Annotated in this window: 25 protein-coding genes and 1 pseudogene; 10 read left to right on the plus strand and 16 right to left on the minus strand. The window is 60.6% G+C overall.

All coding sequences use genetic code 11. The features are described from left to right. Positions 1-130: 130 nt before the first annotated feature. Positions 131-1,042: a LysR substrate-binding domain-containing protein gene (locus RM543_RS15890; protein WP_311693405.1), complete on the minus strand. Its 912-nt coding sequence runs from the start codon at positions 1,040-1,042 to the stop codon at positions 131-133. 69 nt (positions 1,043-1,111) lie between these two features. Here RM543_RS15890 and RM543_RS15895 point away from each other — a divergent pair, with 69 nt between their 5' ends. Next, complete coding sequence (locus RM543_RS15895; protein ID WP_311693407.1) at positions 1,112-2,053, plus strand: DMT family transporter; 942 nt, start codon at positions 1,112-1,114, stop codon at positions 2,051-2,053. 254 nt (positions 2,054-2,307) lie between these two features. Here RM543_RS15895 and RM543_RS15900 read toward each other — a convergent pair whose 3' ends face one another. Next, positions 2,308-2,637, minus strand: a complete 330-nt coding sequence (locus RM543_RS15900) for a hypothetical protein (protein WP_311693409.1) — start codon at positions 2,635-2,637, stop codon at positions 2,308-2,310. A gap of 519 nt (positions 2,638-3,156) precedes the next feature. On the opposite strand from RM543_RS15900, the gene RM543_RS15905 reads away from it, so the two are divergent. Genes RM543_RS15905 through RM543_RS15915 form a run of 3 tightly spaced genes read left to right on the plus strand, consistent with a single transcriptional unit; the run spans position 3,157 to position 6,016 of the window. Continuing rightward, positions 3,157-4,185 carry an IS1595 family transposase gene (locus RM543_RS15905; protein ID WP_311693411.1) on the plus strand — a complete coding sequence of 343 codons (1,029 nt, stop codon included), beginning with the start codon at positions 3,157-3,159 and terminating at the stop codon, positions 4,183-4,185. Beyond that, complete coding sequence (locus tag RM543_RS15910; RefSeq protein WP_311693413.1) at positions 4,173-5,546, plus strand: SDR family oxidoreductase; 1,374 nt, start codon at positions 4,173-4,175, stop codon at positions 5,544-5,546. Before RM543_RS15905 ends, RM543_RS15910 begins: the two co-directional genes overlap by 13 nt. Further along, the gene (locus RM543_RS15915; protein ID WP_311693415.1) at positions 5,543-6,016 is read left to right on the plus strand and encodes a DUF2269 family protein; all 474 of its coding nucleotides are present in this window, start codon (positions 5,543-5,545) and stop codon (positions 6,014-6,016) included. The genes RM543_RS15910 and RM543_RS15915 overlap by 4 nt, the downstream gene beginning before the upstream one ends. Positions 6,017-6,226: 210 nt before the next feature. On the opposite strand, the gene RM543_RS15920 is transcribed toward RM543_RS15915, so the two are convergent. From RM543_RS15920 to RM543_RS15965, 11 genes and pseudogenes are all read right to left on the minus strand, one after another. Further along, on the minus strand, positions 6,227-6,904 hold the full coding sequence (locus tag RM543_RS15920; protein WP_311693417.1) for an alpha/beta hydrolase: 678 nt from the start codon (positions 6,902-6,904) through the stop codon (positions 6,227-6,229). A gap of 464 nt (positions 6,905-7,368) precedes the next feature. Further along, positions 7,369-7,677, minus strand: coding sequence for a 4-fold beta flower protein (locus RM543_RS19005; RefSeq protein ID WP_432280472.1), 309 nt, complete (start codon positions 7,675-7,677; stop codon positions 7,369-7,371). A 28-nt stretch (positions 7,678-7,705) separates the two neighbouring features. Then, positions 7,706-9,406: an ATP-binding protein gene (locus tag RM543_RS15925; protein WP_311693419.1), complete on the minus strand. Its 1,701-nt coding sequence runs from the start codon at positions 9,404-9,406 to the stop codon at positions 7,706-7,708. 11 nt (positions 9,407-9,417) lie between these two features. Next, positions 9,418-10,446: an SIR2 family protein gene (locus RM543_RS15930; protein WP_311693421.1), complete on the minus strand. Its 1,029-nt coding sequence runs from the start codon at positions 10,444-10,446 to the stop codon at positions 9,418-9,420. A gap of 554 nt (positions 10,447-11,000) precedes the next feature. Next, entirely contained in the window at positions 11,001-11,327 is a 327-nt protein-coding gene (locus RM543_RS18915) for a DUF6880 family protein (RefSeq protein ID WP_349254815.1), read from the minus strand. Positions 11,328-11,756: 429 nt separating this feature from the next. After that, positions 11,757-13,232 (minus strand): TniQ family protein, encoded by a 1,476-nt coding sequence (locus tag RM543_RS15940; RefSeq protein ID WP_311693424.1) that lies wholly within the window; start codon positions 13,230-13,232, stop codon positions 11,757-11,759. Then, a complete protein-coding gene (locus RM543_RS15945; protein WP_311693426.1) occupies positions 13,229-14,206 on the minus strand; it encodes a TniB family NTP-binding protein in 978 nt (325 codons plus the stop codon). The genes RM543_RS15940 and RM543_RS15945 overlap by 4 nt, the downstream gene beginning before the upstream one ends. 5 nt (positions 14,207-14,211) lie before the next feature. After that, on the minus strand, positions 14,212-16,416 hold the full coding sequence (locus tag RM543_RS15950) for a TnsB C-terminal domain-containing protein (RefSeq protein ID WP_311693428.1): 2,205 nt from the start codon (positions 16,414-16,416) through the stop codon (positions 14,212-14,214). Continuing rightward, positions 16,416-17,060 carry a TnsA endonuclease N-terminal domain-containing protein gene (locus RM543_RS15955; RefSeq protein ID WP_311693430.1) on the minus strand — a complete coding sequence of 215 codons (645 nt, stop codon included), beginning with the start codon at positions 17,058-17,060 and terminating at the stop codon, positions 16,416-16,418. Before RM543_RS15955 ends, RM543_RS15950 begins: the two co-directional genes overlap by 1 nt. A 419-nt stretch (positions 17,061-17,479) precedes the next feature. Continuing rightward, the gene (locus tag RM543_RS15960; protein WP_311693432.1) at positions 17,480-18,037 is read right to left on the minus strand and encodes a DUF6634 family protein; all 558 of its coding nucleotides are present in this window, start codon (positions 18,035-18,037) and stop codon (positions 17,480-17,482) included. 578 nt (positions 18,038-18,615) lie between these two features. Continuing rightward, a pseudogene (locus RM543_RS15965) lies at positions 18,616-19,487 on the minus strand (LysR family transcriptional regulator). Positions 19,488-19,706: 219 nt separating this feature from the next. Here RM543_RS15965 and RM543_RS15970 point away from each other — a divergent pair. Next, a complete protein-coding gene (locus RM543_RS15970) occupies positions 19,707-20,525 on the plus strand; it encodes a hypothetical protein (protein ID WP_311693434.1) in 819 nt (272 codons plus the stop codon). A gap of 451 nt (positions 20,526-20,976) precedes the next feature. Here the strand turns inward: RM543_RS15970 and RM543_RS15975 are convergent, their stop codons facing one another. Beyond that, on the minus strand, positions 20,977-21,444 hold the full coding sequence (locus RM543_RS15975; RefSeq protein WP_311693436.1) for a GNAT family N-acetyltransferase: 468 nt from the start codon (positions 21,442-21,444) through the stop codon (positions 20,977-20,979). Between the two features lie 403 nt (positions 21,445-21,847). Then, the gene (locus tag RM543_RS15980) at positions 21,848-22,324 is read right to left on the minus strand and encodes a hypothetical protein (protein WP_311693437.1); all 477 of its coding nucleotides are present in this window, start codon (positions 22,322-22,324) and stop codon (positions 21,848-21,850) included. Positions 22,325-22,616: 292 nt separating this feature from the next. On the opposite strand from RM543_RS15980, the gene RM543_RS15985 reads away from it, so the two are divergent. Next, a complete protein-coding gene (locus RM543_RS15985) occupies positions 22,617-22,793 on the plus strand; it encodes a hypothetical protein (RefSeq protein WP_311693439.1) in 177 nt (58 codons plus the stop codon). A 117-nt stretch (positions 22,794-22,910) separates the two neighbouring features. Here the strand turns inward: RM543_RS15985 and RM543_RS15990 are convergent, their stop codons facing one another. Beyond that, on the minus strand, positions 22,911-23,801 hold the full coding sequence (locus RM543_RS15990) for a LysR family transcriptional regulator (protein ID WP_311693441.1): 891 nt from the start codon (positions 23,799-23,801) through the stop codon (positions 22,911-22,913). A 149-nt stretch (positions 23,802-23,950) separates the two neighbouring features. Here RM543_RS15990 and RM543_RS15995 point away from each other — a divergent pair, with 149 nt between their 5' ends. From RM543_RS15995 to RM543_RS16010, 4 genes are all read left to right on the plus strand, one after another. Beyond that, positions 23,951-24,811 (plus strand): SDR family oxidoreductase, encoded by an 861-nt coding sequence (locus RM543_RS15995; RefSeq protein WP_311693443.1) that lies wholly within the window; start codon positions 23,951-23,953, stop codon positions 24,809-24,811. Between the two features lie 58 nt (positions 24,812-24,869). Further along, positions 24,870-25,343, plus strand: coding sequence for an AtaL-like protein (locus tag RM543_RS16000; protein ID WP_311693445.1), 474 nt, complete (start codon positions 24,870-24,872; stop codon positions 25,341-25,343). 171 nt (positions 25,344-25,514) lie between these two features. Next, positions 25,515-26,045: an SRPBCC family protein gene (locus tag RM543_RS16005; protein ID WP_311693447.1), complete on the plus strand. Its 531-nt coding sequence runs from the start codon at positions 25,515-25,517 to the stop codon at positions 26,043-26,045. A gap of 11 nt (positions 26,046-26,056) precedes the next feature. Beyond that, positions 26,057-26,464 carry a DUF2000 family protein gene (locus RM543_RS16010; protein ID WP_311693449.1) on the plus strand — a complete coding sequence of 136 codons (408 nt, stop codon included), beginning with the start codon at positions 26,057-26,059 and terminating at the stop codon, positions 26,462-26,464. Positions 26,465-26,653: the final 189 nt, after the last annotated feature.

Genomic DNA, 26,653 nt, shown 5'->3' on the forward strand with positions numbered 1-26,653 from the left:
TCCATGGCGCTTCCGGCCCATTCCTGACTTTCGAATTGACCACTTTTGCGGCATTGCGGCGTCACCGAAGCCACCATTCTTCGGCCGCAGAATTTTGAGAGTTCCAAGGTCTGCAACGCGGGCCACGCAGTCATTCTGTAGGGTGCTCGGCCAGTTCTTCTTTGAGCCACGAGAGCAAGGCATCAGTCTCCGCGTGGTTGCCGCGCCTCGCGCCACGGAAGACCGAGATCTCGGTCGGGCGGAAGACCGCCTCGTCGCAGAGCCTCACGAGTTTGCCGTCGGCGAGAAGGCCGCTCACCGTGTTGCGCCAGCCGAGCGCGATTCCCTGACCCGCCACCGCCGCCTGGAGCACCAGCGGAAAGCTGTCGAAGTCGGTGATCCGCGTCCCTTTCGGCGCGGGATGCCCGACCGCCGCGAACCAATCCGGCCAATCCATCCAGTCCTGCGGCAGGACCTGATGCGACAGCAGCGGGTATTGGGCCAGCCCCTCGAGCGGAAGCGGTAGCGCTCCGGCTGGCACGAGGCCCGGGGCGGCCACGGGAAAGATCTCGTCCGAGGCGGTGAAGACCAGGCGCGCCGAGCCCGCGGCCCGCCCGGTCGTCTGGATCGCCACGTCGAAGGGCTCGGGCGCGGCGGTCAGCGGGGCCAGCGCGCTGACGACCCGGACCTCCAGCCCGGGATGGCGCTCGTGAAAGCCCGCAAGGCGCGGCATGAGCCAGTAGAAGGCCTCGCAAAGCTGGCAATGCAGCACCAGCCCCTTGCCGGAGGGGCCGCCGCGCAAGCGCGTCGTCTCGGTCGCGATATCGGCAAGGGCCGCGCCGACGACCCGGCCGAAGGCGCGCCCCGCCTCGGTCAGAAAGACGGCCCGGTTGCGGCGCTCGAAGAGCCGCACCCCGAGATCCGCTTCCAAGGCGGCGATCTGCTTGGTCACCGCGGTCTGCGTCAGGCCGAGTTCCTCGGCCGCGTGGGTGAAGCTTTCGTGCCGAGCGGCCGCCTCGAACGCGGGCAGGCGAGACAGCGGCGGCAACGAGCGGCATTCCATTCCATATCCTCATGCACTGGTGACCCGTTCTCATTTTATGCGGGAGCCCGCCCGTGGTTTCCATCCCGCATGGCATGGACATTTGATAACAGCCTACCCCTTGGCGGAACCACGCGCGGCATCGTCGCCATTCTCGCGGCGGTGTCGCTCCTGTCCTTATCCGACGCGCTGGTGAAGATGAGCGGTCACAGCTTCGGGTTGGCGCAACTGGTCCTCCTGCGATCGATCGTCGCCGCGCTGCTGCTCACCCTCTGGCTCCTGCCGGTGCAGGGGATGTCCGGCCTTCGCCTCACGCGCCCCGGTTGGGTCTGGGCGCGCAGTCTCTGCCTCGCGGCGATGTGGCTAAGCTATTACGCAGCGCTGCCGACTATGTCCTTCGCCCTCGCCGCGGCGTCCTATTACACCGCGCCGGCCTGGATGGCGCTTCTGGGGCGCATCTTGTTGGGGATGACGATCGGCAGGGGCGGATGGGCCTCCGTGGCGCTCTCGCTCTCGGGAGTGCTGCTGGCGGTGTCTCCCTCGGCGGATACGTTCACCCCGATCCTGCTGCTCCCGCTGGCGGCCGCCGCATTTTATGCCCTGGCGGGGCTCATCACCTGGAGCCGGTGCCAGGCGGAAAGCCCGGGCGCAATGGCCCTGACGCTCAACGTCTGTCTCGTCTGCGTGGCGGCCGCGGCGCTCCTACTCCTGTCGCTCTTTCGGCCGGGCGAGACCGAGAGCTTCGTTCTGGCGCTCTGGCCCCGGCTCACGCTCGCGGACTGGAGCCTCGCGTTCGTGCTCGGATGTCTTTTGGCGGTGATCGCCACGGCGGTCGCAACGGGCTACCGGGCGGCCCCGACGCCGGTCGTTGGTGTCTTCGACACCGCGTATCTGGGCTTCGCGGCCGTCTGGGGCGTCGTCCTTTTCGGCGACGTTCCCACGGCCCGGGAAGGCCTGGGCATCGCTCTGATCGCGTCCAGCGCAATTCTCATGAGCGGCAGCCGACCGAAACGGAAAGATGAATACTGCTGATCTGAGCGTCCGGTCGGGAATTCGAAGAGGTCAGGCGATGCTGCGGTAGACTATGCGGCTTCCAACGCGGGACACCATGACGCTGCCGGCCCATACCCGCCGTTCGCCAGGATCACCAACGCGGCAGCGCAGCTTCCCCGAACCGGTCATTCAAGGCGCCGTGCAACACGGTTAGGCAGGCCGAGGTCGGCAATGCGGACGAAGCTGCCGTTCGCTGCACCTGCGCCAATGGCCGCTTCTGACGGGAATGGCGCTTACAGCGTCCCTCCACACTGCCCGTCAGAAATCGCGAAAGTTTCCAAGACATAGCGCCCCACCTCACCTCCTGAAACGATGCGTACCGCAACGAGGTTTGGTTCCTCAATGTCCGTTTGTTGCTGAACAAATGGAATGACAGACGGTGCATAGTGATTGCAAAGCGCCAATAAGAGATCGTCCAAGTTTTCGTTACCGAACAATCCGTTGGGGACTGGATCAGGTTGGATGCGCATCTCAATTCCCTCACCGTGAGATGAATGGGGCAAGACTCCGGTATCGACCAAATTCCATTGAATATCTTGTGCTGAGACGGGCAGCGCAACCAACAGAAAGAAGCTTGAGAGTATCTTACAACATTTCATGTAGGAACCTATCTGGTGTTTTCAGCTACTCTTGAAACGGACATTGGAACAAGGTGCAGCATCGGTCAATAAGGGCTCGCTGCGGACCTTCGCTGCAATTTTCACGAATGACCGCTTAGCCCATGCCCCGTCCTACAGACGTAGCGCCGCGCTCTGGGTCAGCCATGTGACGCAAAAGTCGGTTTTGCTTGGCATCTTACACGAGCGTGTCGAACGTCGCGCATCTCTGACTCTAGGAGGCGGATTTTCTGAATCCTGTCAGTGAGCCGCGTCAAGCAATCTTGACCCAATCGTCAAGCATTTCCGACCCGAACCAGTCCTTCCCGCTTATCCACGAAAAAAAGCAGCCAACAGCGCAAGACTTTGATGCGGCTTAGCTTTTCCGCTATTTCCCCGCACTTTGCGCGATTCTCCACAATTTTCCTTCGCTGAGCGCCTCCCGGACCAAGATTGTCCGGTTGGCGAAACGAGTGGAGGACCCTGATGATCACCGAACTCAAGTCGATCCCGGATATTTTGAAGTGGATGCCAAGTGAGAAGCACGCCAGACGGTTTCTGGACGATACTATATGGTCAACCGGTAGGCACTGTCCGCATTACGGGACAGTCGAGTCGTCGGTCCATCTCCGCGGCAAGAGCTGCCGCGACGGCCTGTATCAATGTCGAGATTTCCGAGCTCAGTTCACGGTGACGACCCACACTCCGATGCACGGCACCAAGCTCGACTTGCGGCTCTGGATCTGTGCGATGTTTCTGGTGCTTACATCGAGCAAAGGGATCTCCTCGGTCGTGATGGCGCGGCTGCTCGGCGTGAACCAGAAGACCGCGTGGAAGATGGGGCACGCGGTCAGGGAAATGATGGACGATCGGAACAGTGAGTTGCTGCCGCTGGAGGACATCGTCGAGGTGGATGAGGCCTATGTCGGCGGTGCCCCGAAATCCCTGCCGGGAGCCAGCAATCCAAGGGGTAAGGGCACTGGAAAGCCGATGGTCTTCGTGGCGGCCTCACGCGATGGGCAGGCCCGCGCAAGGGTTGTCTCCGATGATAAGAGGGCGACGCTCGAGCCGGTTCTCTTGGAGTGGATCGACCCGGAGACGACCGGCCTGATGACCGATGGAAGCAAGAGCTACCGAGGCCTGGGAAAGACCATGGCCGACCACAAGTATGTGATCCACAGCAAGAAAGAGTATGCCAACCCTGAGACAGGCGCACACGTGAACACGGCCGAGGCAGTCATCTCACAGGTGCAGCGCGCTTTGGTCGGAGTTTACCACAACCTCGGCCGACAGAACCTTCAGCGATACCTCGACGAGATTGTCTGGCGGTGGAACCACCGCGACCCTGCCCGGGAAGTAGTCACGCAATGGACTACAAAAGCCGGTGTCGAGCGAGAGAAATCGACAACGATCTGGAAGCCGATTCCGGTGGTCGACCAGATGCGTGTCTTACTTCAAGGGGCAGTTGGGAAGCAGCTTCGTCGTTCAGAAGAGTATGGGTTATGCTGGCCTTGAGCTTTGGTATTCGGAAGAAGGCCGGGCGGAGAATAGATCCTAACCCAGCGACCTCAAGAAAGACTCCTATGCCCACCGCTCTTGTTCTTGGAGGCTACGGCCTCATTGGATCTGCATGTTGCCGCTCACTGACCGAGGCTGGTTTCCACGTTGTGGGTCTCGGCCGGTCACGCTCCGCCGCCATGGCGGCTGCGCCGAACCAAGATTGGATCTTTCGGGATCTCTCTGCGCTGGATACAGAGGCATGGAAAGAATTTCTCGACGGCGCGGACATCGTCGTGAACGCTGCGGGTGCGCTTCAAGATGGCCCGAGGGACGATCTCGAGGCCATTCACGCGACGATGCTCGCGCAGCTCTGTGCGGCCGCTTCGCCTGACCTGCGCTTCGTCCAGATCTCGGCGGCCGGTGTCTCTCCGAAGGCTTCGACTGAGTTTTTCCGAAGCAAGGCTCGCGGTGACGCGTATGTTGCAGCCGCGCCCTGCGACTGGGTGATCCTGCGGCCGAGCCTCGTGCTCGCGTCCGATGCATATGGCGGCACGGCACTCCTGCGCGGGGCGGCTGCCATACCCGGTCTCCTGCCGGAGGTTCTGCCGGACAGTTTGGTCCAAACCGTCCATATCGAGGACCTGGCCGCCGCGGTTGTCGCAGCCGCACGCGGAGCGATCGCCTCCGGCACGATCGCCGACATCACGGAGAAGGAAGCTCGGCCCCTTCCCGAACTCATCCGCAAGATCCGCAGTTGGCAAGGATTTCCGGAGTCGCGTCTGCGCGTGCGCTTGCCGAACGCACTTCTCGCCCTCACCGGGTTCGGCGCCGATGCCGCGGGCCACCTGGGCTGGCGATCGCCGCTCCGATCAACAGCGATCGCCGTCTTGCGCGATGGCGTTCGTGGCGACCCGGGGCCTTGGGTCGCTGCCGGCGGAATATTGCCCCGCGATCTCGATGCGTCGCTGGCCGCGTTGCCGGCGACGCGGCAGGAGCGCCTCTATGCCCGTCTCTATTTCGCGCTACCGCTTGCGATCGCGGCGCTCTCCGTATTCTGGATCGCTTCGGGACTTGTGGCGCTCGCCCAACACGCGGCCGCAGCGTCTGCGCTCGCTGGCGGCGCACTGCCTACCTGGGCCGTCGGCACGACTGTGATCGGCGGAGCCCTGATCGATATAGCCCTCGGCATCGCGATCCTCTGGCGGCCCTGGTGCAAGCAGGCTGCGCTTGGCATGGTGGCTGTCTCCGGCGCCTATCTTACCGGCGGCACGCTCTTCGCTCCCGAGCTCTGGATCGATCCTCTCGGCCCCTTGGTGAAGGTGCTGCCTTCAATCGGGCTGGCGATCATAGTCTGGCTTGCGGTTGAGAGCCGATGACCTACGATATTCTTCTCTTTCTGCATGTCATCGGCTCCACAGTCTTGCTTGGCACGGGGGCGGGGATCGCCTTCTTCATGGTCGTCTCGAACCGGACCGGAAATCCTGCCTTGATTGCCCACGTTTCAGGCATTGTCGTTCTCGCCGATACGGTCTTCACGGCGACGGCCGCTCTGTTCCAACCCATCACCGGAGTGCTCCTCGCACGAGAGGTAGGCTGGCCCATTCTTGAAGGCTGGATTGCTTTCTCGCTGGCGCTATACGTCTTCGTCGGCCTGTTCTGGCTGCCGGTAGTCTGGATGCAGATACGGATGCGAGATCTGGCGCGGATCGCGCGAGATGGCGGACAGGATCTACCCGATGACTACCATCGCCTGTATCGTTGGTGGTTCGCCTTCGGGTTTCCGGCCTTCGCCGCAGTTCTGGCGATCTTCTGGCTGATGCTGACAAAGCCCTCTATAGGCTGGTAATCCTCGCATCTTCGCAGCCCAAGCTATATTCTCGTCGAGGTAAATAGTCTCTGCTCTGCGGATGACGTTTACATACTCACGCTACTGCTTCTTTTCGTGGATAAGCGGGCAGTCCTTCGACGCGGGACGCGCGAGGGGCCGCTGTGCGGACGAGGTTGCCGCTTACTACAGTTTGTTGAATGGCCGCTTGTTCTGTCGAAGTGGCAAAACTCAGCTTTCCATAAACTCTTCAATATCGTGGACGAGTTCAGAGAGAAACACATCTCGATCCGGATGTGGCTCTTCCATGCCCGGAGGCGGTTGGTTCATGAAGGTGAAGTGACCGGCATCGTCAGCGACCCGCACATCTACCGAACACTTGCCTTCGAGCGCTGTTTGCAAAGACGCGGCGTGGTCGGGCGGCGTAATGGCATCCTTGCGCCCGACCCAGATTCGAATTGGAACGCGAAGGGCGTCCAATGCACCGGGCTCGCGGAAAAATGCAGTCGCAGGCGCGAGCAGCACTAGACGATCAAACGAATATTTCCTTGCACAAGCAAATCGTGTTCCTGACATCGTCATACCGATCGCTCCGGCCAAGGTTAGGAGCATGGTCGATCCAATCGAATGGCCGACACCGATCACAGGAACATCATCGGGAGCGTGAATGGAGAGCGCCTGTTCCAAGCGGGCGAGGCGCTCATCCAATTCTTCATTGCTCGGGACATGAGACGCCAACATATCAAAATGAGGGGCGACGACCCTGCATCCCCGCTCTGCCAGTGCCTCCAAAAAGGGAAGATGACGCCGTGGGTCCCCAGCCCGACCTACCGCAAACAGGACGGTTCGGAATGGTCGGTTGGTCTCCAGTTTTGTAACTGCAAAGTCTTCACTGCTATAAACCGCCATCGGGATTTATCCTGTCCGTATTGTATTATTAGCACCTTGGCCTGAGTACGGGCTTGTTGCGAGAATGCCGGCATAACGGCCATTCGTCCATCCCGCAGCATTGGTCAAAAGGGCTCTGAGGGGACTTTCGCTGCGCCGCAGGGCCAAGCGCGTGGTCGCCCCTCACGCGGCGTCGCTTGCGGCCCAGAGCCGACCTCCAGACCTGGATCAGACTGCTGCGGCGCAGTCCGTCAAAGCTGCCGTTCGCCGCGAGCGCGAACCTTGATGCGGTCGTAAGGTCAGCTCAGCGGGCCTTTGCTGCCGTTTGACGAACGTCGGCTCCCGAGAAGATGGGACAAAAACCGTCGTTTTCGTACCTCCCCAAGAGGCACTGCGTCTTCAGAAGGTTAGCCGGGACCGAACCATAGTGCGATCGCACACGAAACTCTGAATGAATTTCGCGCAAACCTCGGTCGTTCGTCGAACTATGAAAGAAGCTCCTCCAAGGCGTCAATGCGCCCGGCTCTCGAAACTCTGCCCGCTCGGTTCACTCTCGCAGCCGGCGTCGCAGGGCGCGCCGGGGACGGCCGAACGGCGCGCCGAGCTGGAATGGCCATGGCAGTGCGGCGCAAAATGTAGTTCTCGTCGACTAGTTCACCCAAAAAACTCCCGTCGCGTTCCCAAGCTTTCCCGTCTTCCGTCAACCAACCCAGATAATGAGAGTGCCGATCGAAAATCCATCCGTTTCTGATAAACGCACAGTATCGTCCAGCCCAAGTATATAGCGGCGTCATTATAAAACCCTTTGCGCAATCATACTGCTCACTCAACTACCTTTTGGTTTCGCCACGCATGCAAAACAGCGGCAACATCCAAGTCGCTGGGATCCTCACTCCACTGCTTTACAAACGAAGCATCATTGCTGTTTGGCGCTGGATTGGGCCTATCGACCATAATTCGTGTCGGCATGATCATTGAGTCTCCGATCAGAATCGCTTCACCGCGTCGCAAGGATGAGAACATTGAAGTAATCCCGCGTACGGAGTCTGGCAATAGATTGCGCACATAGGCTTGATCGTCTGGGTTGGATATCCTGAGGCATAGGAAGCTACCACATTGCGACAAAATGGTAGAGGACATTTCACGTGGTCTCTGACTTATCACTGTTAGGCTAATTCCGTACTTTCGACCTTCCTTCGCAATCCTTTCCGCGGATTCTCGGGGCGCTTGATCAGCGCTGGAATCACTCAAATAAATATGAGCTTCATCAGCGAAGATCGAGATTGGGTAGCGCTCACCATTCACTCGGCTATGCCAATAGGAAAAATCGAAAAGGCATCTGAGAGTTAACGAAATCAAGGCCCCTCTAACGTCAAAGGGGACCGGGCTGAGGTCAAGAACGATAACTTTCTTTCGGTTTGAAATTTCCTCACCCAGAATTTTCCGGAATAGATCGTCCATGGACCCGCTAGTATTGTAGGTCTTCGGCTTGAAGATCAGATCATAGCGTCGGTCATTTAGACGCGATTCCAAACGCATCAACAACCTCGTGAACTGGCCGTGCAACGGTCCTTTAATCGGCTTCCCTGAAGAGCCCGACACTGTCTGAGTATCTAGGTGCCGAAAATTCTCAATTATTTGATCAAGATCGAAATAAACTGGGGTGTCGATAGTGATCTTCTCCAACCCTAGTGCAGCATTCTCCGGGTGACTTTCTTTGGCTGCTTGAAGAAGCTCCTTAAACTTTGCGTTTTGGTTAGGAGCGCTCGATTCAGCTCTATCAATCATGAGACCCAAAAGCTCTTCGGCGTTCATAAGCCAATATGGCATTTCGATGTCAGCTGCAGAGATGACTTCTGCATCCTCTCCGAAGGCCTGAGAATACTCACCGTGCAGATCCAAAAGCAAAACTGTAGATTGTGGAAAAGCTGAAATTTTTTGCAGGACGGATGCAACCGCCCAAGATTTACCGCCCCCCGTTTGCCCTAGTATGGCTGCATGGCGTCCAAGGAACGCATCTAGGTTCATCTTGGCTTCTTGCTCGGGAAGCAGCGATAGCCGTCCTAACGAAAAATCACCTTCAGCGAAGCTCGTATAGACTTGGTTGATTGTCTTGGGAAGAACCGCGAAAACCGGAGCGTTTACGGTTGGTAGGATATTCGTACCACGTTCAAAACTTCCATCCGCACCTAATGTCCCGACCGGGATCGTAACAAGTTGCCGTGTGACTTGTTCAATCAAGAACTCTCCGTCAACGGCGGCAGCTTTTACCTCTGATGTACCGATTGATGCTTCGCGCATCCGTGTCTCTGTCACCAAGCAAAGCAAGCTACCATTCGGTAAAGAAAGTTCAACAAACGAACCAGGCTGGCCAATCAAAATGCTCTCTGGACCGTCCGGTGTCGAAACATCAACATTCATTTCTTCGGGCACGCCAGTGTTGTTTTCGCCATCAAACTCCAAGAGCGAGACTATGATCTGATCGCCCCTGACTTCGATTACTTTTCCAATTTGGTGTTTCACGACTTTATCCTTCAGAATAGCTTGACGAAATCGCCAAATTTCCATGTATCATGGGTCGCCCCAGTTTCGCGCCCGCCATTTACTGTTTTATCATTGCAGAAGTGCCAAACGTTCGGACGATTGCGCGAGGCACTAAGTGTCGTTGGCTCATCGTGGCAAAAGTTGAAAAATGAGATCGCGCCAGAGTCGATTTTGGGAGTAACTAGGGTCTCGTTGATGTGGCTATCACCAAAGCTAAAGCCCGAAGAAATTAGGTGTTTGCACTTGTCTCCCAGAAGTGAGCTCGATAAGCGAAAGAGGCGGTCATACGGATTGGAAAGCGTCTCGAGCACCTTCGTCCGTCTTGGAAGCACCATGCACCGAGCCTCTGCCTCATTGATCGCACTGGGCGCCGCTTCGAAAATCCGTTCGTCCTTGCGAAACCAAGAAACAGAGCCGTGAAGTTTGACGAGGCGAACGGTCAGGCCGCCTTCTTGTGAAAAGCGACTCCCATTAACCGTTCCTGAAACCAGAGAGAACTCTCGCTCGGAAAAGCACCGTGTCGTTGCGCCAATGAATCCATTCACCATCTTCAACCCCACTTCGGCGCAAGCATCCTCGAACAGGAGGTCGTAGTTGGTAGTAAATACCCAGACATTTGTAGCGCGATCAAAAGCTCGAGCCTTTATTCGCTCAAAAAAACTCACCTGATTGGATATGTCAGGGCGCTCCACACCCAAAATTGCATCACGAACGAGCTCTCGAATTCTTTCTTTGAGCACCTTAAATCGATCAGCCTGGCTATTGGTATGGTGCTCAATTACCAGATCCGAAATTTCTTCAATATTTGGGTTGCCTAGGGCATCGTCATAGGATTTGCCAAACGCATGAAGCACTTCATCCAATGAAGCACGTTCGTCGGGCTGCAATGCACTAATGACTTCTCTGGTTAATCCGGCGACTAACGGATAGCCGGATTCAAATGAAGTTCCAGCTCCAAATAGGAAGCCCAAGTTATCTATGCTCGTTCGCGCCTTAGGGACAAATTCTTCAATAGGCAAGGATCACCTTAGAATTGAGATCGAAAGAACCAAACACATGCAAGGTAGCGTTCTTGTCTCGATACTGCGAGATACCACCTAAATATGCAATGTTGCCGTTCGTGCGTTTGACGAATGTCTGTCTGCTAAAGTTTTGCCCTACTGTAGCATTGCCTGCGCAACGAAGGTCGCCACTCCGCCCCCTGGTGTCGATCGAGCGGGCTTCAGCCTTGGTCCTCGCCTAAATGTCCGCTTCGGCGGTGCGGCAGGGGTGCCTTCGCGACCGCGGCGAATGACCGCTTCCCGCCCTTCCTGCCTCATGCAGTTGCGAGCGCGGCGTAGATCGGGCACCCGTAGCCCGCAGCTTTGGCCGCGCTGGTGCCCGTCAGTCCCTCGCGGATGGGGCATCTGCGGCGAATGTCAGCTGCTGCACTCGGCGCCGCAGCATCGAACGCCTCTTGAGCGCTGCAGAATACGGAACTTGCAAGGTTCACTTCCTGCGCAAATCGGCCCACGGCTGGGCCCAAATGAGCTTCAAAGCTAGAGTTTGTTCGCCATGTTCTCGCAGCGACAGATCATTCCGCGCGAACCCTCTGCCAGAAGGCCGTCTTTCTGTGGTGCGCCTGGCGCAGGCTGTTCAGATAGTCCGCGTGGCGCGGGTGCGGGCCGTAGTTTTCGATCTCGGTGTCTGCCGCAGCGCAGTCGGCGAGGTGCCGCGCGGCGTGGCCGTAGCGCCCCGATCGGGCTCGATCGAGGGCGAAGTCGATCATCGAGCGCCACATCAGGACGGCGGCACGCGGCTGGCCTGCCGCCAAGGTCTCGGCGAGCGGGGTGAGGATTTTGTAGGCGTCACCGTCGATCGCGTCGCTGCGGGCGTCGATGAGCTTGGCTGCGCGGCAGATCGGGCGCCTTCAGGCAACAGACCAGCGCCTGTTCGATCGGCTCGTGTTCAAGAACGAGCCGGCGCGCGACCTCGTGCCATCGTCACCTGCTCGTTTGACCGGGGCGGGCGGATCACGCACTGCAAAAGACCTGATCTAACGTGGTCTAAATATGGAAAGAGTGCCCGGTGGGCGCCCCAAATGTAGATTGCGGGAAAAACTTGGCCTTCCACGGGAAAGACTTCAGTGTGTCTTACACCCTCTGTAGATCGGAGCAAAGTTGTCTCGATGCAGCATGAAAAGTCGATTAGGTTCAATGACTTATATTTCCGGTTAATCGGATCGGAGCAAAGATCCCGCGAAAATCGGGTCAAGATCCCGCGAAGTCTTGGAAATAGAATCAAAAAAGCCCGCCGAAGCGGGCTTGATGATCAGATCTGTGGAGAAAGGTCAGGCTACGGATTTCGCAGCGAGCAGGGCGCGGACCTCGACCAGAATGGACCCGATGCCGACCTTGTCGGGATTTCGGATTGCCGGGATCTTGCCTTCGAGAACGTCGACGAACAGATGTTCGAACCGGCCCCCGCCGCGCTGGCACGCATAGGAGATAGGGTGCAGTTCTTCCTCGTTCGAAGGCTGCAACTCAGGCAAACCGGCGATCTTTTCCAGCATCTCAACAAGGTGCGAGCGGGCGAAGACAACATGGCGCACGGAGCCTCGGCCGGTCCTTGGAATGAGCGGTCGCACAATGCCCTCCCGATAAAGGATCTCGGTCTGACGCATTGTCGCCCCCAGGTAATCCGGGAGATCTCGCAAGGGCACGGCCGTCTGAAACGCTTCGACAAGCGGGACGCTTGTGGCTGCGTCGAACACCATGTTCCCGCTTTCGACCTCTGTCGCCTCCTCCGGGATCTCACCAAGTTTCTTGAGCAGGCGGGCCAGTCGCATCCGATCGATACCCACCGCGTCGGACAAGCTGTACAGGGTGTGGAACCGACGATCGGTGACTTCCACGCCGAGGACCTTGGTGCCGGGCTCCACGGCTGAATGCTTCACGATGTGCTCGCGCAGGAGGTCCCGGATCGGACCGGGATCGATCGCGTTGCTCCGGTTATCGAGCCAGTCGAACAGCTTGCCGTAGTAGGCGAGGGGGCCTGCTTGCACCGCGGTGGCGGGGGACGTCTGGCGGATCGTGGTCAGGGCTTCCTCGATGGCGTCAGGACCTTCGCTATAGATCGTGAATCCAATGTCGGTGGCTTCTTCGGCCTCGGTCGGGGAAAGTTTGGAGAGCTTGACCTTGTGACCAAATTGCAGGACGCCGCCGAGCATTTCCGAGGCAACGAGAACCTGCTCCAGCGTCTGCTCGGCCATCCAGGGCGCTTCGGGGGCGTTTTGCCCGTGGACCCGCTCGCGAAGCCAGGAGACGTACTCAGGGGGGTCGGCATCCGCCGTTTCCGGCGCAGCCACGGTCCCGGCGTTCAGTGCGACCCTGAGGTTCGTCGCCTTGCTCTCGGGTGCCGCCGACAGCCACAATCCATGCCTGTCGCAGCGCTGCACATTACGGAAACCCCACATCACACGGAAACGCCATTCGGTGGGGCCTCCGTCTTCCTCCAGGCAGGCCGGGCAATAGCGTTTCGCCTGGGGCGACAGGAATGATTTCGAGATCGCTTCGCCGCGAAACTCGCCGCCGCGCTGAAGAACGCGGATGGCGTTGCGCTGCACGTTGCTCAGCGCGTGACCGGTGGCTTCGGCCAGCCCCGCCACGGCGTCCGGCCGCCCCGAAACAAAATGCTCCCGGTGAATGCCAAAATCCTTCAAGAGCCTCTCCATGCCGCGTCCCGTATGGAGCATGGAGAGGCGGTCCGCGTAGGACGGGAGGGTTTCTTCGGGGTCGAGGCGAAGCATGGGCCACAGCATGGTCATGCTGCCCATCCGATCGCTTCCAGCTCTCCTTTTACGACGTCCCATTCGGCTGCGTGGAATGGCGTCATGCCACCTCCCTTGCGGCTCTTGCGATAGACTGCCTCGGCACGCTCGAGCGACAGCATGGTGCGCCGCCGCGTGACCGCGTCATGCAGGATCGCCTTTCCCAGAGCGATGCTCCTTCCGATCTGCCCGTTCTTGGCAAACAGGATGCGTTCGACATAGGCATCCGCTTCGGGAACCTCGACACCGAGGATCCGGGCAGATTTACGAAAATTCGTCGCGAAGATACTCGCCTCCTCGCTTCCAGGGCGAATGTGATCGAGGTCCAGCTCCTGGAAGCGGCGGTAGGTCTCCCCGGAGGGTTCGGAGAGGATGGCTTCACGGAGATCTGCGACACCGGCGATGATGAGCGTCACACCACCTGCCGACTGCATGATGTGCTTCATGGACTGAATTGCTCCCGGCACGTCGCGCCCGGACCCCGGGCGGAAGATGTGGTGGCATTCGTCGATCACCATTGAGCGGATGCCGACCAGATTGAGGCGATGCATGACCATCTCCCACGCGTCGGCCGATCTGAGCTTCGTATCGACCCTCTGATAGCCTGTTTTGGCAAGAATGAGCTCGGCCAGTTTCTTGATCGTGGCATCCGGCGGGACCGTGATGTAGAGCGTATTCCCGTCCTGCTCTTTGGTCATTTCGGTCAGAACGGAACTGGTCCGCAGGGTCCGCTTCAGAAGAGCCGTCTTGCCGTCTCCGGAGCGGCCGATGATCATCAGTCCCCGGCTTTCGCCCGTCAGCGGATCGATGCGGGGCTGCGCCGTCATCGCGCCGTCGTCATCGATCTCGAAGAGGTCGAAGAGATGGTCGTCCAGCACGTCCTCCATGCCGAACCGCCAATAGCGGTCCTCGAGCCAGGTGGTCTTCTCGGTGATGGTGGCGGGTGCAATGCTTGCGGTCTGGGTCGTCATGTCCGTCATTCCATGGTGTCGTCGTCGGAGTCGTCGCTAGAGGTCGCGGTGCCGTCGGCCTTCGGGCTTGATCCGGAAGCGGGCTTCTCGTTGGCCGAAATGTCTGGATCGCCGAGATCATCCAGCAATTCGCGGTAGCCACCAGCGGCGTGACGGCGCTCTGCAGTGTCGGCATGGCGCATGAAGCGTGCTGTCTCGATGTCGAGCTCGTCGGATGTCTTCGGCAGGGAGATCAGCCCCGCCAGTCGCTTCAGGCGGTACGACTCGGCATTGACCGCGTAGATGAATTTACGACGTGCAGCTTGCTCGGCGTCGACTTCGTCGGCGTGCTCGGCCAGCCAGACGCGGAGATCCGTGTCAGTTTTGCCAATCCAGAAAGGGTCAAGGGCCGGCACGGTTTGCCAGGGGCCATTCTCCGCACGCATGGAAATGGAACCGATATCTCCGTCCCATCGCAGGATTTCGACGTCATCAACCTCGTCGGGCTGATCGCGAAGAAACATACTCATTACGGCGTCAGACTGGTAATGGATGTGCTGAACCAGCAGGCCCTTTCGAGATAGCTTCCGGCGTGACTTTACGCCGAAAGCCTCTCGCATTTCGTCGCTGGTGAGCGAGCGCGGCGGGCAGTCCCTGCAGGCTTTCTCCCATGCCCTGGCGGGGGACATGCCGAGCGCAGAATGCGTGCGCGTGTGATAGGCGTCCACGACCCACCGGACCAGCCAGCAAAGGAACATTTCGAGGGTCAACGTCGCGCGGGCACCGGCGTTATTTTCGCCTCGTTCGACGACGTTACTGAACGCGCGCCCGGAGAACCGCAGCAAAAGATCGTTGTGGATCGTCCGAAAGACTCGCTCGATGTATGGCTTCAGCCAAGGCTTCCCAGCCGGAGCCCCGAGGTTGGTAATGCCGAGAGACGCGAGAATGTCGTAGGCGTCGTCTGTGATGTACTTGTCGCCACGGTCGAAAACGATCGCTTCGGGCGCTCCGCCCATGGGCCAGCCGAACTTGGCGCCGGCCGCGTCGGCGATCGGTGACTTGTCCATGTAGATCATCTCGAGCGTCCGAGCGAGGGGACTGTCCGTCGCCTGAGGCACGATCTGCAGTGCAAGAAAACACCGCGTGTGGACGTCGATTGCGCCGGAGAGTGTGACCCTGCAAGCGTTGCCATCGAGTCCGATTACCTGCTTGATCGACTCCGGCAGATGCTCGAACAGGCCCGTGTCCTGCATCATGACGAAGATATCGGCTGTGTACTCGTCGACTTCGACTCGCTCCAGAGGCCGCGCAGTCTCGATCCCCATCCCGAGCGTATGAAGATCCTTGTAGGCCTTATCCCAGCCGTGTTTGCGCACCGCATGGTCGAGTGGGGCGAGCTCGCGGATCTTGCCTGCGATGTAATCGTAACCGGGGCACTTGAGCTTCGGCGCCGGAACAGGAAGACGCTCCCGACGATCGTTCTCTGCCTCGATCGCGGCCTGCACGCTTTCGACGAAGAACTTGACCGTCGGGCGTTCGGCGTCCCAAAGCATGTCGAGCTGCCGCTTGATGAAGCTGTCGGTCGCGTCGTCGTAGCGCTTGTAGTGACCGCAGTTGCGGTACTTGTCGAACAGGCCGTCATCGCCGTGGATTTTCCACTGCCAGTACCATTTCCACATGGTGTGGCCGGATTTGAAGCCCGGATGATACTCGACCGTGCGCTCCTGTTCTTTCTTCCGCTTCTGGACCCTGGTGCCACCACGTCGCGACTCCCGCATGGACTGCGCGGCCAGATACTCGCGATACCGCGTCGAGCCGGCGGCGACGATGCTGATAATCTTGTCGCAAAAGTCGTCCCGGATTGGCTCGAGCTCGCCGCTGTTCAACATATCCTGGATCGCGAGAACAAATTGCTTGCGGAACCGCTGCCGGGCAACCTCGGCCAGAACGCGCTCGCTACGGCGGATGGCGTTGGGAGCGAACGGCTTGGACAGGGGGCGCTTGAGGATCTTGAGAGTGCCATGGTTGTTTTCGGTCACGACGGCATCGTAGCCGAAAACACCCGCGGCGCTTTCGTGGCATTCACCGGTCTGCGGGTCTGTCCACTCCTCCCAAAAGACGAAGTACCCCTCCGGCCGGAGTTCCAGAACACGCCCCTTGCGAACGCCAATCCGGAACTCGCAGTCCTTCTCGAGCAGAACCTTGACCTTCTTCTTGAACGGGGCAGCCATCAGCCAGTGTCCCCGCGGATGATCAGGCTCTGGGCGGTAATCTTCTCGCGGGCGAAGAGCTTGGCCTGTCCAAAACGGACTGCACGAGCAACGCTGCGAAACCCACTGCCGCCGACGCCGAGTTCCGCAAGGAAATCACGAACGCGAACCGGTCCCTCGATGTTCGCGAGGCCCTCGATGACGTGAGCGTCGAGGCGGGGTTCAAGATCACGGGCCGAGTGGAACAGTTTGGCGTTATGCAGTTCGACCGGATTGATATTGCGCTCGGTGATCGTTCGCACGTCGTCGCAGATATTGCCGATCGCGGCCTGCTTGATCCGCGCCATCGTGGTTTGGTATTTATATGTCTGGGCAATGCGCTCCGGCTTTACAGAAATGCAGATCTGGCGACCGCCCCTGAAGGTCACCAGGAAATCGAAGAAGTGCTCCGACGACTCCCCGTTCGGAAGGACGAACGGCAGCGACGCCAGTTGCTCTTCAATGTCGTGGAAGTCCGGCCGGTAGATGAGGCAAAGCGCGGCGTTGTGCTCGGTCAGGCTGGCAAATCCCAGACGCTGCCGAACCGCGCCGCGGTTGAAGACGAGCTCACCGACGAAATGCCCCCTGGACGACTTCGGGATCTTGCGTTTCGCCCGGCTCGGCACCGGTTTGTTCTGCGTACGGGTCCAAGTGTGCCCCAAGCTCGTGCGACACGTGGCGTCTGAGGCGCGCCTTCCCGCAAGGGGGGGGGCGGGACTGGATCTTGAAGTCGGTTTCGGTCGTCGGTTCGTTTTGCATGGTTCTTGTCTTTGGGCACGCCGGCTCCGGTCCCGATCCGCGCTGCGGTCGGGTGGTTGCGGTGTCGGTCTGCGTGTGGATCTCGGGTGAAAGACTATTTCGAGGCTCAGATCATGGATCGGGCCAAGAAGTAGCTATCGGGATCAGATGATCTCCAAGGTCGTCATTGCGCGCTCCTCATGATGCCGTCCGGTAGCGCCGGCTCGGTCTCGTTTCCTGCGATGCGAGGCACGTTGCCGTGTCCGCCCGATGATGAAGGCGAGGTAGGAGGAAAAATTTCTTGCCGTCAGGGTTCTGAGGCAAAAAAATTAGAATTTTTAAAGGGTTGAGAAGCTTGAAAGGAATTTTCTTTTGGCATATTGGGCCATGCCTTCGCGAGCCGGGTCAGCTCGGGTACGAGGTCGTCGTACCCGGCTCTGAAGGCCAGATCGGCCACCTGCTGCGGGCGCTTAGAGGTGAACCTCAAGGCCATGTGGAGCGGCAGGCTGATGGTCTCGCCGTCAACAGAGACGAGGTATCCCGGGAAGACGCCATCGGCGTGTTCATCGGGTAGGCTAGGCGTGAAAGCCGATCCGAGCTTGTACCAGCGCGACAAAGTTCGAGCGTAAGTTCGGTCCGAGGAGACATGAACCAAAGCGGATGTCCGGATCCGCGTGTCACCGAGTTGGGAGTGCCCCGTGACACGTCCAGTCAGGAATATCTCGGGGCCGCGCATCGCGGCTGTCCAATTTTCGAGACGAGGCTGTCCATCAGCAGATCGTGCTGACATCGGTTCGCGGTGGACCGCGCGGTACGCTGCCAGGTGCAGTTCGATGAGCCTGCGAAGAGAGCTTGTAGGGTGCATGTTCGACTTCAGTGCAAGAAATAGCCGCCGCGGCGGAACCGGAGTTCCTCCGGGTGTGCCGTATGGGTTAAAGGATGTAAGTGCGTGTGCGGCGGGGCCTTTAGGCGGCGCCGCAGGCGGTGGAAACCCGAAACTCTTGCGAAAACAGTGGGTTTAAGTTCTTTCCTGAAGCTGATCGCGCAGTGTGCTCTCGCCGGACCGCGGCATCAGGCGATGTTTTCGCGCGCGATTTTGCAGCAACTTTCTGCTAGCCGACCACATGACAACGGCAGATGTTGCCTTTGGATACCCTCCAAGGTTGATCCTCCGGATCGAGATTTGGCGCATAGCGGGTGCGCGGAGAGGTGTCTTCGAGAATCAATTTCCCGATATCGCATTCACGGCTTGCCGAGTTTAGCACGCAGTGCTCCGGACGCGGCCAGTTGCTACGTGTCGCCACGGTCCGGAGGAGGTCTTCCTCGGCTAACGGATGTTGTCATGACATGGATAACGACAGCAGCGCGGACGTTGCGGGCGGTCGCTGCGCAAGGCTCCGATTTCCGTTTCGCCGCGCATTAATATGAAACTGTTCCGACGCTTCATTCCTGCCGCGTGTCGCCTTGCCCGAACTCCGTGAGCAACCAGTCCACGACGCGACGGCGATGCCGCCCACCATTCTGCGCCTTTGCCCAAGTTATGAACAGGCCTTCACTAGAAGGCTCCTGAGGAAACCATATTTCCACGAGGCGCCCCTCGCGTAGGTTCGCTTCGATCATGTGGTGGGGCGCAATCGCGACGCCGTGCCCGTTCATGGCTGCGTCCAGCGCGAGCGCCGAGCGGCCGAAGTTGAAAGGGGCATGCGTCGGACGCTGCCCGGTTGCCTCGGCCAGCCGATCCCAGTCCTGAAGAAGTGGCAGGGTCAACAACGTCTCCGGCCCATCGGCCAATCGGGGTGGAGGAAGTCGGGGCTGCACACGGCGGCAAGGCGCAGCTCTGTAAGATGTCGGCTCTCATGGGCGGGGTTCGGATCGGGGGCGGTGCCAGGCCAGACGGCGATCTCGCCGCGTCCGAGTCCGCGATCCATCACCCGGTTATGAATCTCCGTGGCAAGCGAGACCGATGGGAAGGTCTCCCTGAACCGATCCATTCGCGGCATCATCCACTTCGCCATGAAGGACGGACCGATATGCGGGGTGATTCGGCCGTCCTGCCCGGCGATGTCCGAAAGCGCGGTGTCGATGATGGCCAGCGCGTCGATCATCGCCGCATGGCAACGATTGCCGGCAGGTGTGAGGGATACGCCGCGCGCGCCCCGCACAAGGAGCGGTGTTCCGAACTCGAGTTCGATCTGCTTGATCCGCTGCGACACCGCTCCCCGCGAGAGGTTCAGAACCTCGGCTGCACGCTGAATGTTGCCGTGCTCCGCCACGGTAGAGAAAACACGCAGGGCGTTCAGGTTCGCAGGTGGCATCGGGTTCCCGGTCGTCAGGTTTTTTAATGGCTCGGTCAGAAGTCCCGCTTTGTCGAACCTCCCCGTCCTACCGATGCTCACGGAAGAACCCGGCTCAATCAGGAGGCCGCTGTGCCCGCCACGATCCGACCCGCGACCACCGAGGACATTCCTGCGATGGTCTAGCTACTGCTCGCTGACGCGCGTGAGCGCCATGCAAAAGACGCGCTGTTGTGGGACATGGCCGATGATGCGGCTTCGCAGGTCGAGAAGGCAGTCACCTTCGCGCTGATCGCCGAGGCGCAACCCTTCCGGCAATTCTGGCAAGTCGCAGAAAATGGCGGACGGATCGTGTGCGTGGTTCATTCGATGCTTCTGCCCGTTCCGCCCATCTATGCAGGCGCGGACGGAACGCCCGGACTGATCCTGCCCGACAGCTTCGCCGTGACCGACGCGCCCGAGGGCACGGTTGAGGCGCTGGTGGAGGCAGCGCAAGCGGTTCAGCGAGAGGCCGGTGCGCGGATCTTTCTGTCGTCCTTCGTCGCCGGCCCGGATTGGCGGGCCGCGTTCGATGCCAAAAGCTATGAACCGCTGACTCTCTACTTCTCGCGCTCCGATCTCGGCGATGCGGGAAGGCCGTCGGACGTCCGGCCGGCCAACGAGGCGGACGTGCCGGGAATCGTCGCGCGCAGTGCCGAGATCCGGTCCGTCCTCTTCGGCATCGACCCCTTCTGGGCGATCCACCCAGAGGCAGACGCCCGCTTCGATGCCTGGACGCGGCGGAGCCTGACGTTGCCTGACCGGGACATGCTGGTGATGGTCGACCCAGAAGGTCTGGAGGGCTATGTGATCGCGCAGCCCGCCTCGCGACTGCACTTCCCGCCCGCGCACAACATCACCGGGACGGGCGTAATCGACGACTTTTACCATCCCGATCTCGCTGACCCGAACGCGCTCGCGAACGCGGGCGTCGGGAGCATGGCGCTCCTGCGCGCCGCCGAGGCGGCATTTGCCGAACGGGGCACTGGCGCGGCCTTCGTCGTCTGCCCGGCGGGATGACGCTCGAAGATCGAACTGTTGGTGACCGCCGGCTACGAGACGGCGATGATCTGGTCGATCAAGCGATAGCACTGCGAGAAAGGAACGGCGCTGTGGATGCCGAGACGGTCATCACGGCCACTGTCCATGCGGTTCAGGCCGAACTGTTTCCGCCCAACCACCAAAGCCGACATTTTTGCCCTCCGCAGCATCCGGCAAAGTGGGCTCGGAGCGGTCATGCGGCGCTGCGGCGGGCCGCATGACCGGCTTGGCGGTGCTGCACGTCGCTCGCGGCCCATACCCGCCGTTCGCCAGGATCACCAACGCGGCAGCGCAGCTTCCCCGAACCGGTCATTCAAGGCGCCGTGCAACACGGTTAGGCAGGCCGAGGTCGGCAATGCGGACAAAGCTGCCGACCGTAAGCTTTTATTGAAAGTCCGCTGAGTTGGAGCCAGGGGCGGACCATTCTGGGTTAAGGCCGGTTCGGGCGCCTATAAAACACGTCTTCTCCAGCTTGGTGTGTTCGCTGGAAGCCAAGCCTCCTGAGCAGCGCGTGAGAGCGAGCATTTCCTTCCTCAGTGTCCGCGGTGATCTCGACGACCGCAGGCAGTGCTTCAAGCTCCGCGATCGTTAGGTCACAGGCTGCGAACGCAATTGATCGTCCCCAAACCCTTGGCGTCAGAACGTAGGCTAGGCTGGCCACGCCGCCCGCATCAATGGTCGCCTGCGTATAGCCGACAACAGTTCCTCTATCGAATACCGTCCAGTTCAACCATGTCTGTCCCGTTCCCGGGGGAGCACCTCTGCCGATCCTCTCAATGCGTTCGCGTACGCCCTCGACCGATGTCGGCGGCTCCTGATCGAGGAATGTGTATATTCTGCGATCTCGAAGTGCAGCATATAAGCCATCTGCGTGGGAGGGGTCCTGTGGCTCGATCATGACGGCCACCACGCGTTCCGTATTCGACATCAACTAAAGCCCTTCATCGACGAAACCGAAATAGCTGACTTTCGCGCGGCCCGCAGCATCGGTCAGAATGGGCTCAAAGCCGCCGCCCGCTGCGTCGGTCGCGAACGACCGTTCTCTGACAGAAATCCCCTTGCCAGAAACAGCGCGCCACATACGGTGGTTTGTGTCCCTCTCCAAGAGAGCTCGCATATTCAGAAGGTTAGCCGGGACAGAACCCCAAGGCAAAACCTATGTGGTTTTCGCACGTTTTTGGCTGCTCGCGAGAGCGGCCGTTCGCTGCGGCTGGCGCGAGCGTCGGCAGTGCGGACGTAGCTGCCGTTCATCGACGGGCGTTCAATGTCCGCTCTGGGCCGACATAGCGGTTAGAATAAGCCTATTCTTTCAAAGGAGAACAGGACGTCGAAACCTCCCAGTCGCTGCCTTTTCGGTCTTTTGTTTCGCTCCAGAGCACAGGCCCAGGGCGAAGACCTTTCCGCAAACAAATTGTATCTGTTGCCAATACAGCTATAAGAAAATTAGCGTGCTCGGAGAGTGTCGGTGCGTCAATTGAAATGCTGAAACCTCCTGTAGGGTCAGCCTCAACGAAACTCCCAATAAAGCCTTCACCAAGTATTTGCCCCGAAAAATCAAAAGTTTGGGCATCAGAGGAAAGCATAGGGAATACAATCTCAAATCCAGACATCACTTGTTCTACGTCCACACTACCATCAGGCAGCTCTGGCACCTGAACCGTATCTGCTTGTGCTGGTTGCCCAATAAGAAAACAGGCGAAGAGAATTGACTTGCATCGCATGTGCCGGGACTCTGACTGACTGCCGTAGACGACCAGACTATCTATGGCTTCGAACATCTATCAAGTCGGTTCGATCAAGCAACCATTCGCTTTGAAGACATTCATGCACGACGCAGCATCATGCACTATGGGCTCCTTCCAGCCGTTCGCCGCGCGCTGTCCAAAGGACCGCTGTCGGCTTAGCGTAGGATTTCACACTTTCCCGAAAACGACCCGACGCCGTCGATCTTGCCCTGGAGCGGGGGCAAAGCGGTAAACCTATCACCTGTCCGATGGCCCGGCCGGCCCGTTCCAAGAGACGGTTACAGGCCTGCTCGAGAGCCAGGGCATCGCCCCGCCGACGAAGACGATGCCGCGGACAGTGCTCAGATCCGTCGCGCGGGCCGGCGAAGCAGCCTATCGCGTCAGCGGCGGTCGCCTGCGGGGACCGCTCAGCCTGCAAGACTTCGCGACAAGCGCGGTCGAGATAACGCTCGATATGCGCAAGGCCGAGCGCGAGCTTGGCTATGCCCCGCTCATGAGCTGAAAGCGGGGGCTGGAAGAAGCTGCGCGCAGTGAGGGTCAACTAGGCCGTCCAGGCGCGCCTTTACCGACCGCTCGAGCATGGTTGGCGCGCGGTCCGCGGGCCTCGGGCGGCCTGCCCTTACCGCCCGACATAGGCTGCCAGTTCCTCGAACGTGCCCTGCGGAAAGGCACGTTTCAACGTGTCGAGGAAGGCCGAGACCCGGGCGCTGAGCAATCTGCGGGACGGATAAAGCGCCCAGAGCGCGATGTCGGGCGCGTCGACATCGCCCCATGTCACCAGCGTGCCGTCTGCGATGTCGTGACTGACGAGCGAGATCGGCAACCGCGCGGCACCGACGCCCGCGCGCACCGCGTCGCGCACCATGATCAGCGACGACAGGCCGAGCACCGGCTCGATCTCCAGCGTCACGGGGCCTTGCGCCGTCTTCAGGTTCCAGCCGGACCGGTCCGCGGCGGACCGCACCACCGCCGGAACCGGCGCGCCTTTCGCCGGCCGCTCCAGCCCCATTGGTGCCACCACCACAAGCCGGTCATGCAGGAAGGCGCGCCCGACGAGGCTTTCGTCCGGCGCGGGGTTCACCCGGATCACCAGGTCGATCCCCTCTTCGAACATGTCCACCGCGCGATCCTCGGTCGTCACCTCCAGCCGCACCTGCGGATGCGCCAGCGCGAACTCCGCCGCGACCTTGCCCATCGCTATCTGTGAAAACAGCAGTGGCGCGCTGATCCGCAGCCGGCCGCGGGGCTTTTCTCCGCCCGAAGCGACCGCGGCCGTCGCCTCCTCCATCTCCAGAAGCAACCGGCTGGTGCGGGCATAGAGGGCGCGGCCCTCTTCGGTCAGCTTCAGGGCACGCCCGCCGCGCTCGAAGAGGCGCAGGTCGAGCGAGGCTTCCAGCTCGGCCACCCGGCGGGACAACGTGGCCTTGGGGCGCGTCGAGGCGCGCGCCGCGCGGCCGAAGCCCTCGTGCCGCGCGACAAGGGTGAAATCGGCAAGGGCGAGCAGGTCCATCGGTCGGATCCCCCGGAGGTCAGCTTGTGCGGCGATAGTGTCTCACCAGCGGAACGGCGTGTCCAGATTGCGCGTCTACCCGCGCCCTCATGGATCGATACATTCCAATCATCGAAACGATGAAACACCACCCCAGACAGGAGCTTCCCATGACCATCCTCGTAACAGGCGCCACCGGAAATGTCGGCCGCAACGTCGTCGATCAACTCGTCCAGCGCGGCGCGGATGTCCGCGCCCTGGTCCGCGATCCGGCCAAGGCGAATTTTCCCGACGGTGTCGAGATCGCGCAGGGCGACCTTCTCGACGTCGACTCCCTCCGCGCGGCCATGTCGGGCGTCTCGACGCTCTTCCTGCTGAACGGCGTCGTCGCCGACGAGTTCACACAGGCCCTCGTGACCCTGCAGGTCGCCCGCGAGGCGGGGATCGAACGGATCGTCTATCTCTCGGTGATCCACGCCGACCTTTACGTGAACGTGCCGCATTTCGCCGGAAAGTTCGGGGTCGAGCGGATGATCGAAGCGATGGGGCTGAACGCCACCATCCTGCGCCCGGCCTATTTCATGGACAACGAGGTCACGATCAAGGACGCGATCGCGGGCTACGGCATCTACCCGATGCCGCTGGGCGCCAAGGGCATCCCCATGATCGACGCCCGCGACATCGGCGAGATCGCGGCGATCGAGCTGATCCGGCGCGAGAATGCCGACCCGCTTCCCACGACCCGCATCAATCTCGTCGGCCCCGACACGCTGACCGGCGAAAGCGCCGCCGCGATCTGGAGCCAGGTGCTGGGCCGCGAGATCGCCTATCCCGGCGAGGACTTCGCCGGGTTCGAGCAGAACCTGCGCCAGTTCATGCCGTCCTGGATGGCGCTCGACATGCGCCTGATGGCGGAACGCTTCGTCTCCGACGGCATGGTGCCCGAGGCTGGCGACGTCGACCGGCTAGAAGATCTGCTGGGCCGCCCGCTGCGCCGCTACCGCGACTATGCAGCCCAGATCGCCGGCTGATCCCCCTTTTCTCCTCGCAACGGGGGCGATGCCCCCATCACATCAAAGGACCACAATCATGATCTATTCGACCGCCACCGTGCCCGTCACCGCCGAAGGCGAAGCCACCCTCACCCGTGACCAGGTCTGGGCGGGGCTCGAGCTCAAGGCCCGCGACGCGCGCGAATTCCTGCCCGCCGGCCTCTGCACCCGCTGCGACGTGACCGAGGAAACGCAGACCCATTTCGTCCGCGACGCCACCATAGGCGGCAAGGACCTGCGCGAGATCATCGTGCTGGAGCCCGGGCGCAAGGTCACCTTCTTCCAGGCCACGGGCCCCCGCGAGGGCGCCATCGTCAACGAGATCGTCGAGGACGGGACCGGCGCGCTGCAGCTACGGTTCTACTGCTACCTCGGCCTGCGCGGCGCCGCGCCGAACGGCCCCGAGGAGCAGGCCGAACAGGCGCAATTCGACAGCGAGAACGGCTACAAGGCCGCGCTGCTCTCGACGCTCAAGCGCACCCGCGCGCTGGTCGCCGAAGGGCGGCTCTGAGGCGGCTAGCGAAAACATGCCGCCGTCCCCCGCACCGCCCAACGGCGCCGGAGACGGCACGACACGGCCCACGTCTGCCCGATGAGCCTTCATCCGGCGGCCCTTGTCCTGAAACCGGCGGAAACCACGCAGCCCTGCGACACCCGCCCAATCTTCGAAAGGCGCAGTCACATGCCCCACTACAGTGAAACCAACGGCCCGTCGCGCCTGGACGTCGCCGTGACCCTTCAGGCGCTTATCCCGGCGGCGCAGGACGACGTCTTCCGCTTCGTGTCCGCCGAGGACGTCCTGCCGAAGATCCTGACCGGCTACGGGCTGGTGCCCGGGGTCGTTTCGACCTCGGATGTATCCGGCCCCTGGGATCGCCCCGGCGTACACCGCGTCGTGCATCTCGCGGACGGAAGTACGGTCGACGAAGCGGTTACGACATACGATCGTCCCTCTTACTTCTCCTACCGGGTGAGCAATCCGAGCTTTGCCCTGAAGCACCTGATGACGGACGCCCGCGGAGAATTCCGCTTCGTCCCCGAGGGCGCTGACACGCATCTGACCTGGACCTATACGTTCCGGGCGAAAGATGACATTCGCAAACTCCCCCTGGCGCTTTTCGTACGTAGCCAGTGGCGCGGGTATATGGATGTCTGCATGCGCAACATCGGCACCCATTTCGCCGGCACCGCACCCACGCATCGCAACGCTTGAGGGAAACTCGCATGTTCGACACCAAGGTCGCCATTCTCGTGCTGGACGATCTCCAGACCTGGCAGAAGCTGAATGTCACGGCGTTCCTCGCCACCGGTATGGCGGGCAGTGCCCCCGAGGCGATGGGCGAGCCCTACGTCGACGGGGCCGGCACGGCCTATGCTTCGCTTCTCGGCCAGCCGATCATGATCCTGACCGCCAACCGGGAGGTGCTTCTGCGGGCGCGCGACCAGGCGCATCAGCGAAGCCTGAGCTGCGCCGCCTTCGTCGAGGCCATGTTCTCGACCGGCCATGACGAAGCCAACAGGCAAGCTTTCTCGGCAGAACCGGTCGACGCACCGGCCCTTGTGGGGATCGCCGTTCGAGGGCCGAAAAAGGATGTCGACAAGGCGATCAAGGGCGCGAAGCTGCACCCCTGACATTACGGTCGTTATCCCTCGCCATTGCCCCTTCGGCCGGGGCGTGGCTTTCGCGGCATAACCCGCCCACCCGTGTGTTTTATCCCTTCTCCGTCACGCAACACGAATTTCAGCATCGGCAACCGAACCTCGCAGAACGACCGTAAGGGCGGCAATCTGCGAGGTTCGGGCGTTTTCAGGGGTTGGGGG

Origin of the sequence: Tropicimonas omnivorans (assembly GCF_031846565.1) — a bacterium.
GTDB lineage: Bacteria > Pseudomonadota > Alphaproteobacteria > Rhodobacterales > Rhodobacteraceae > Tropicimonas_B > Tropicimonas_B omnivorans.

What these genes read in the sequence shown, in the direction of transcription:
- RM543_RS15975 (WP_311693436.1), bottom strand. Translation starts at nt 21,444, where the DNA reads ATGATCGAGCCACAGGACCCCTCCCACGCAGATGGCTTATATGCTGCA.
- RM543_RS15980 (WP_311693437.1), bottom strand. Translation starts at nt 22,324, where the DNA reads ATGTTCGAAGCCATAGATAGTCTGGTCGTCTACGGCAGTCAGTCAGAG.
- RM543_RS15905 (WP_311693411.1), top strand. Translation starts at nt 3,157, where the DNA reads ATGATCACCGAACTCAAGTCGATCCCGGATATTTTGAAGTGGATGCCA.
- RM543_RS16005 (WP_311693447.1), top strand. Translation starts at nt 25,515, where the DNA reads ATGCCCCACTACAGTGAAACCAACGGCCCGTCGCGCCTGGACGTCGCC.
- RM543_RS15890 (WP_311693405.1), bottom strand. Translation starts at nt 1,042, where the DNA reads ATGGAATGCCGCTCGTTGCCGCCGCTGTCTCGCCTGCCCGCGTTCGAG.
- RM543_RS16010 (WP_311693449.1), top strand. Translation starts at nt 26,057, where the DNA reads ATGTTCGACACCAAGGTCGCCATTCTCGTGCTGGACGATCTCCAGACC.
- RM543_RS15895 (WP_311693407.1), top strand. Translation starts at nt 1,112, where the DNA reads ATGGCATGGACATTTGATAACAGCCTACCCCTTGGCGGAACCACGCGC.
- RM543_RS15995 (WP_311693443.1), top strand. Translation starts at nt 23,951, where the DNA reads ATGACCATCCTCGTAACAGGCGCCACCGGAAATGTCGGCCGCAACGTC.
- RM543_RS15960 (WP_311693432.1), bottom strand. Translation starts at nt 18,037, where the DNA reads ATGCACCCTACAAGCTCTCTTCGCAGGCTCATCGAACTGCACCTGGCA.
- RM543_RS15985 (WP_311693439.1), top strand. Translation starts at nt 22,617, where the DNA reads ATGCCGCGGACAGTGCTCAGATCCGTCGCGCGGGCCGGCGAAGCAGCC.
- RM543_RS15945 (WP_311693426.1), bottom strand. Translation starts at nt 14,206, where the DNA reads ATGACGACCCAGACCGCAAGCATTGCACCCGCCACCATCACCGAGAAG.
- RM543_RS15990 (WP_311693441.1), bottom strand. Translation starts at nt 23,801, where the DNA reads ATGGACCTGCTCGCCCTTGCCGATTTCACCCTTGTCGCGCGGCACGAG.
- RM543_RS15915 (WP_311693415.1), top strand. Translation starts at nt 5,543, where the DNA reads ATGACCTACGATATTCTTCTCTTTCTGCATGTCATCGGCTCCACAGTC.
- RM543_RS15910 (WP_311693413.1), top strand. Translation starts at nt 4,173, where the DNA reads ATGCTGGCCTTGAGCTTTGGTATTCGGAAGAAGGCCGGGCGGAGAATA.
- RM543_RS15940 (WP_311693424.1), bottom strand. Translation starts at nt 13,232, where the DNA reads ATGACCATGCTGTGGCCCATGCTTCGCCTCGACCCCGAAGAAACCCTC.
- RM543_RS16000 (WP_311693445.1), top strand. Translation starts at nt 24,870, where the DNA reads ATGATCTATTCGACCGCCACCGTGCCCGTCACCGCCGAAGGCGAAGCC.
- RM543_RS15970 (WP_311693434.1), top strand. Translation starts at nt 19,707, where the DNA reads ATGGCCGATGATGCGGCTTCGCAGGTCGAGAAGGCAGTCACCTTCGCG.
- RM543_RS15950 (WP_311693428.1), bottom strand. Translation starts at nt 16,416, where the DNA reads ATGGCTGCCCCGTTCAAGAAGAAGGTCAAGGTTCTGCTCGAGAAGGAC.
- RM543_RS15920 (WP_311693417.1), bottom strand. Translation starts at nt 6,904, where the DNA reads ATGGCGGTTTATAGCAGTGAAGACTTTGCAGTTACAAAACTGGAGACC.
- RM543_RS19005 (WP_432280472.1), bottom strand. Translation starts at nt 7,677, where the DNA reads ATGACGCCGCTATATACTTGGGCTGGACGATACTGTGCGTTTATCAGA.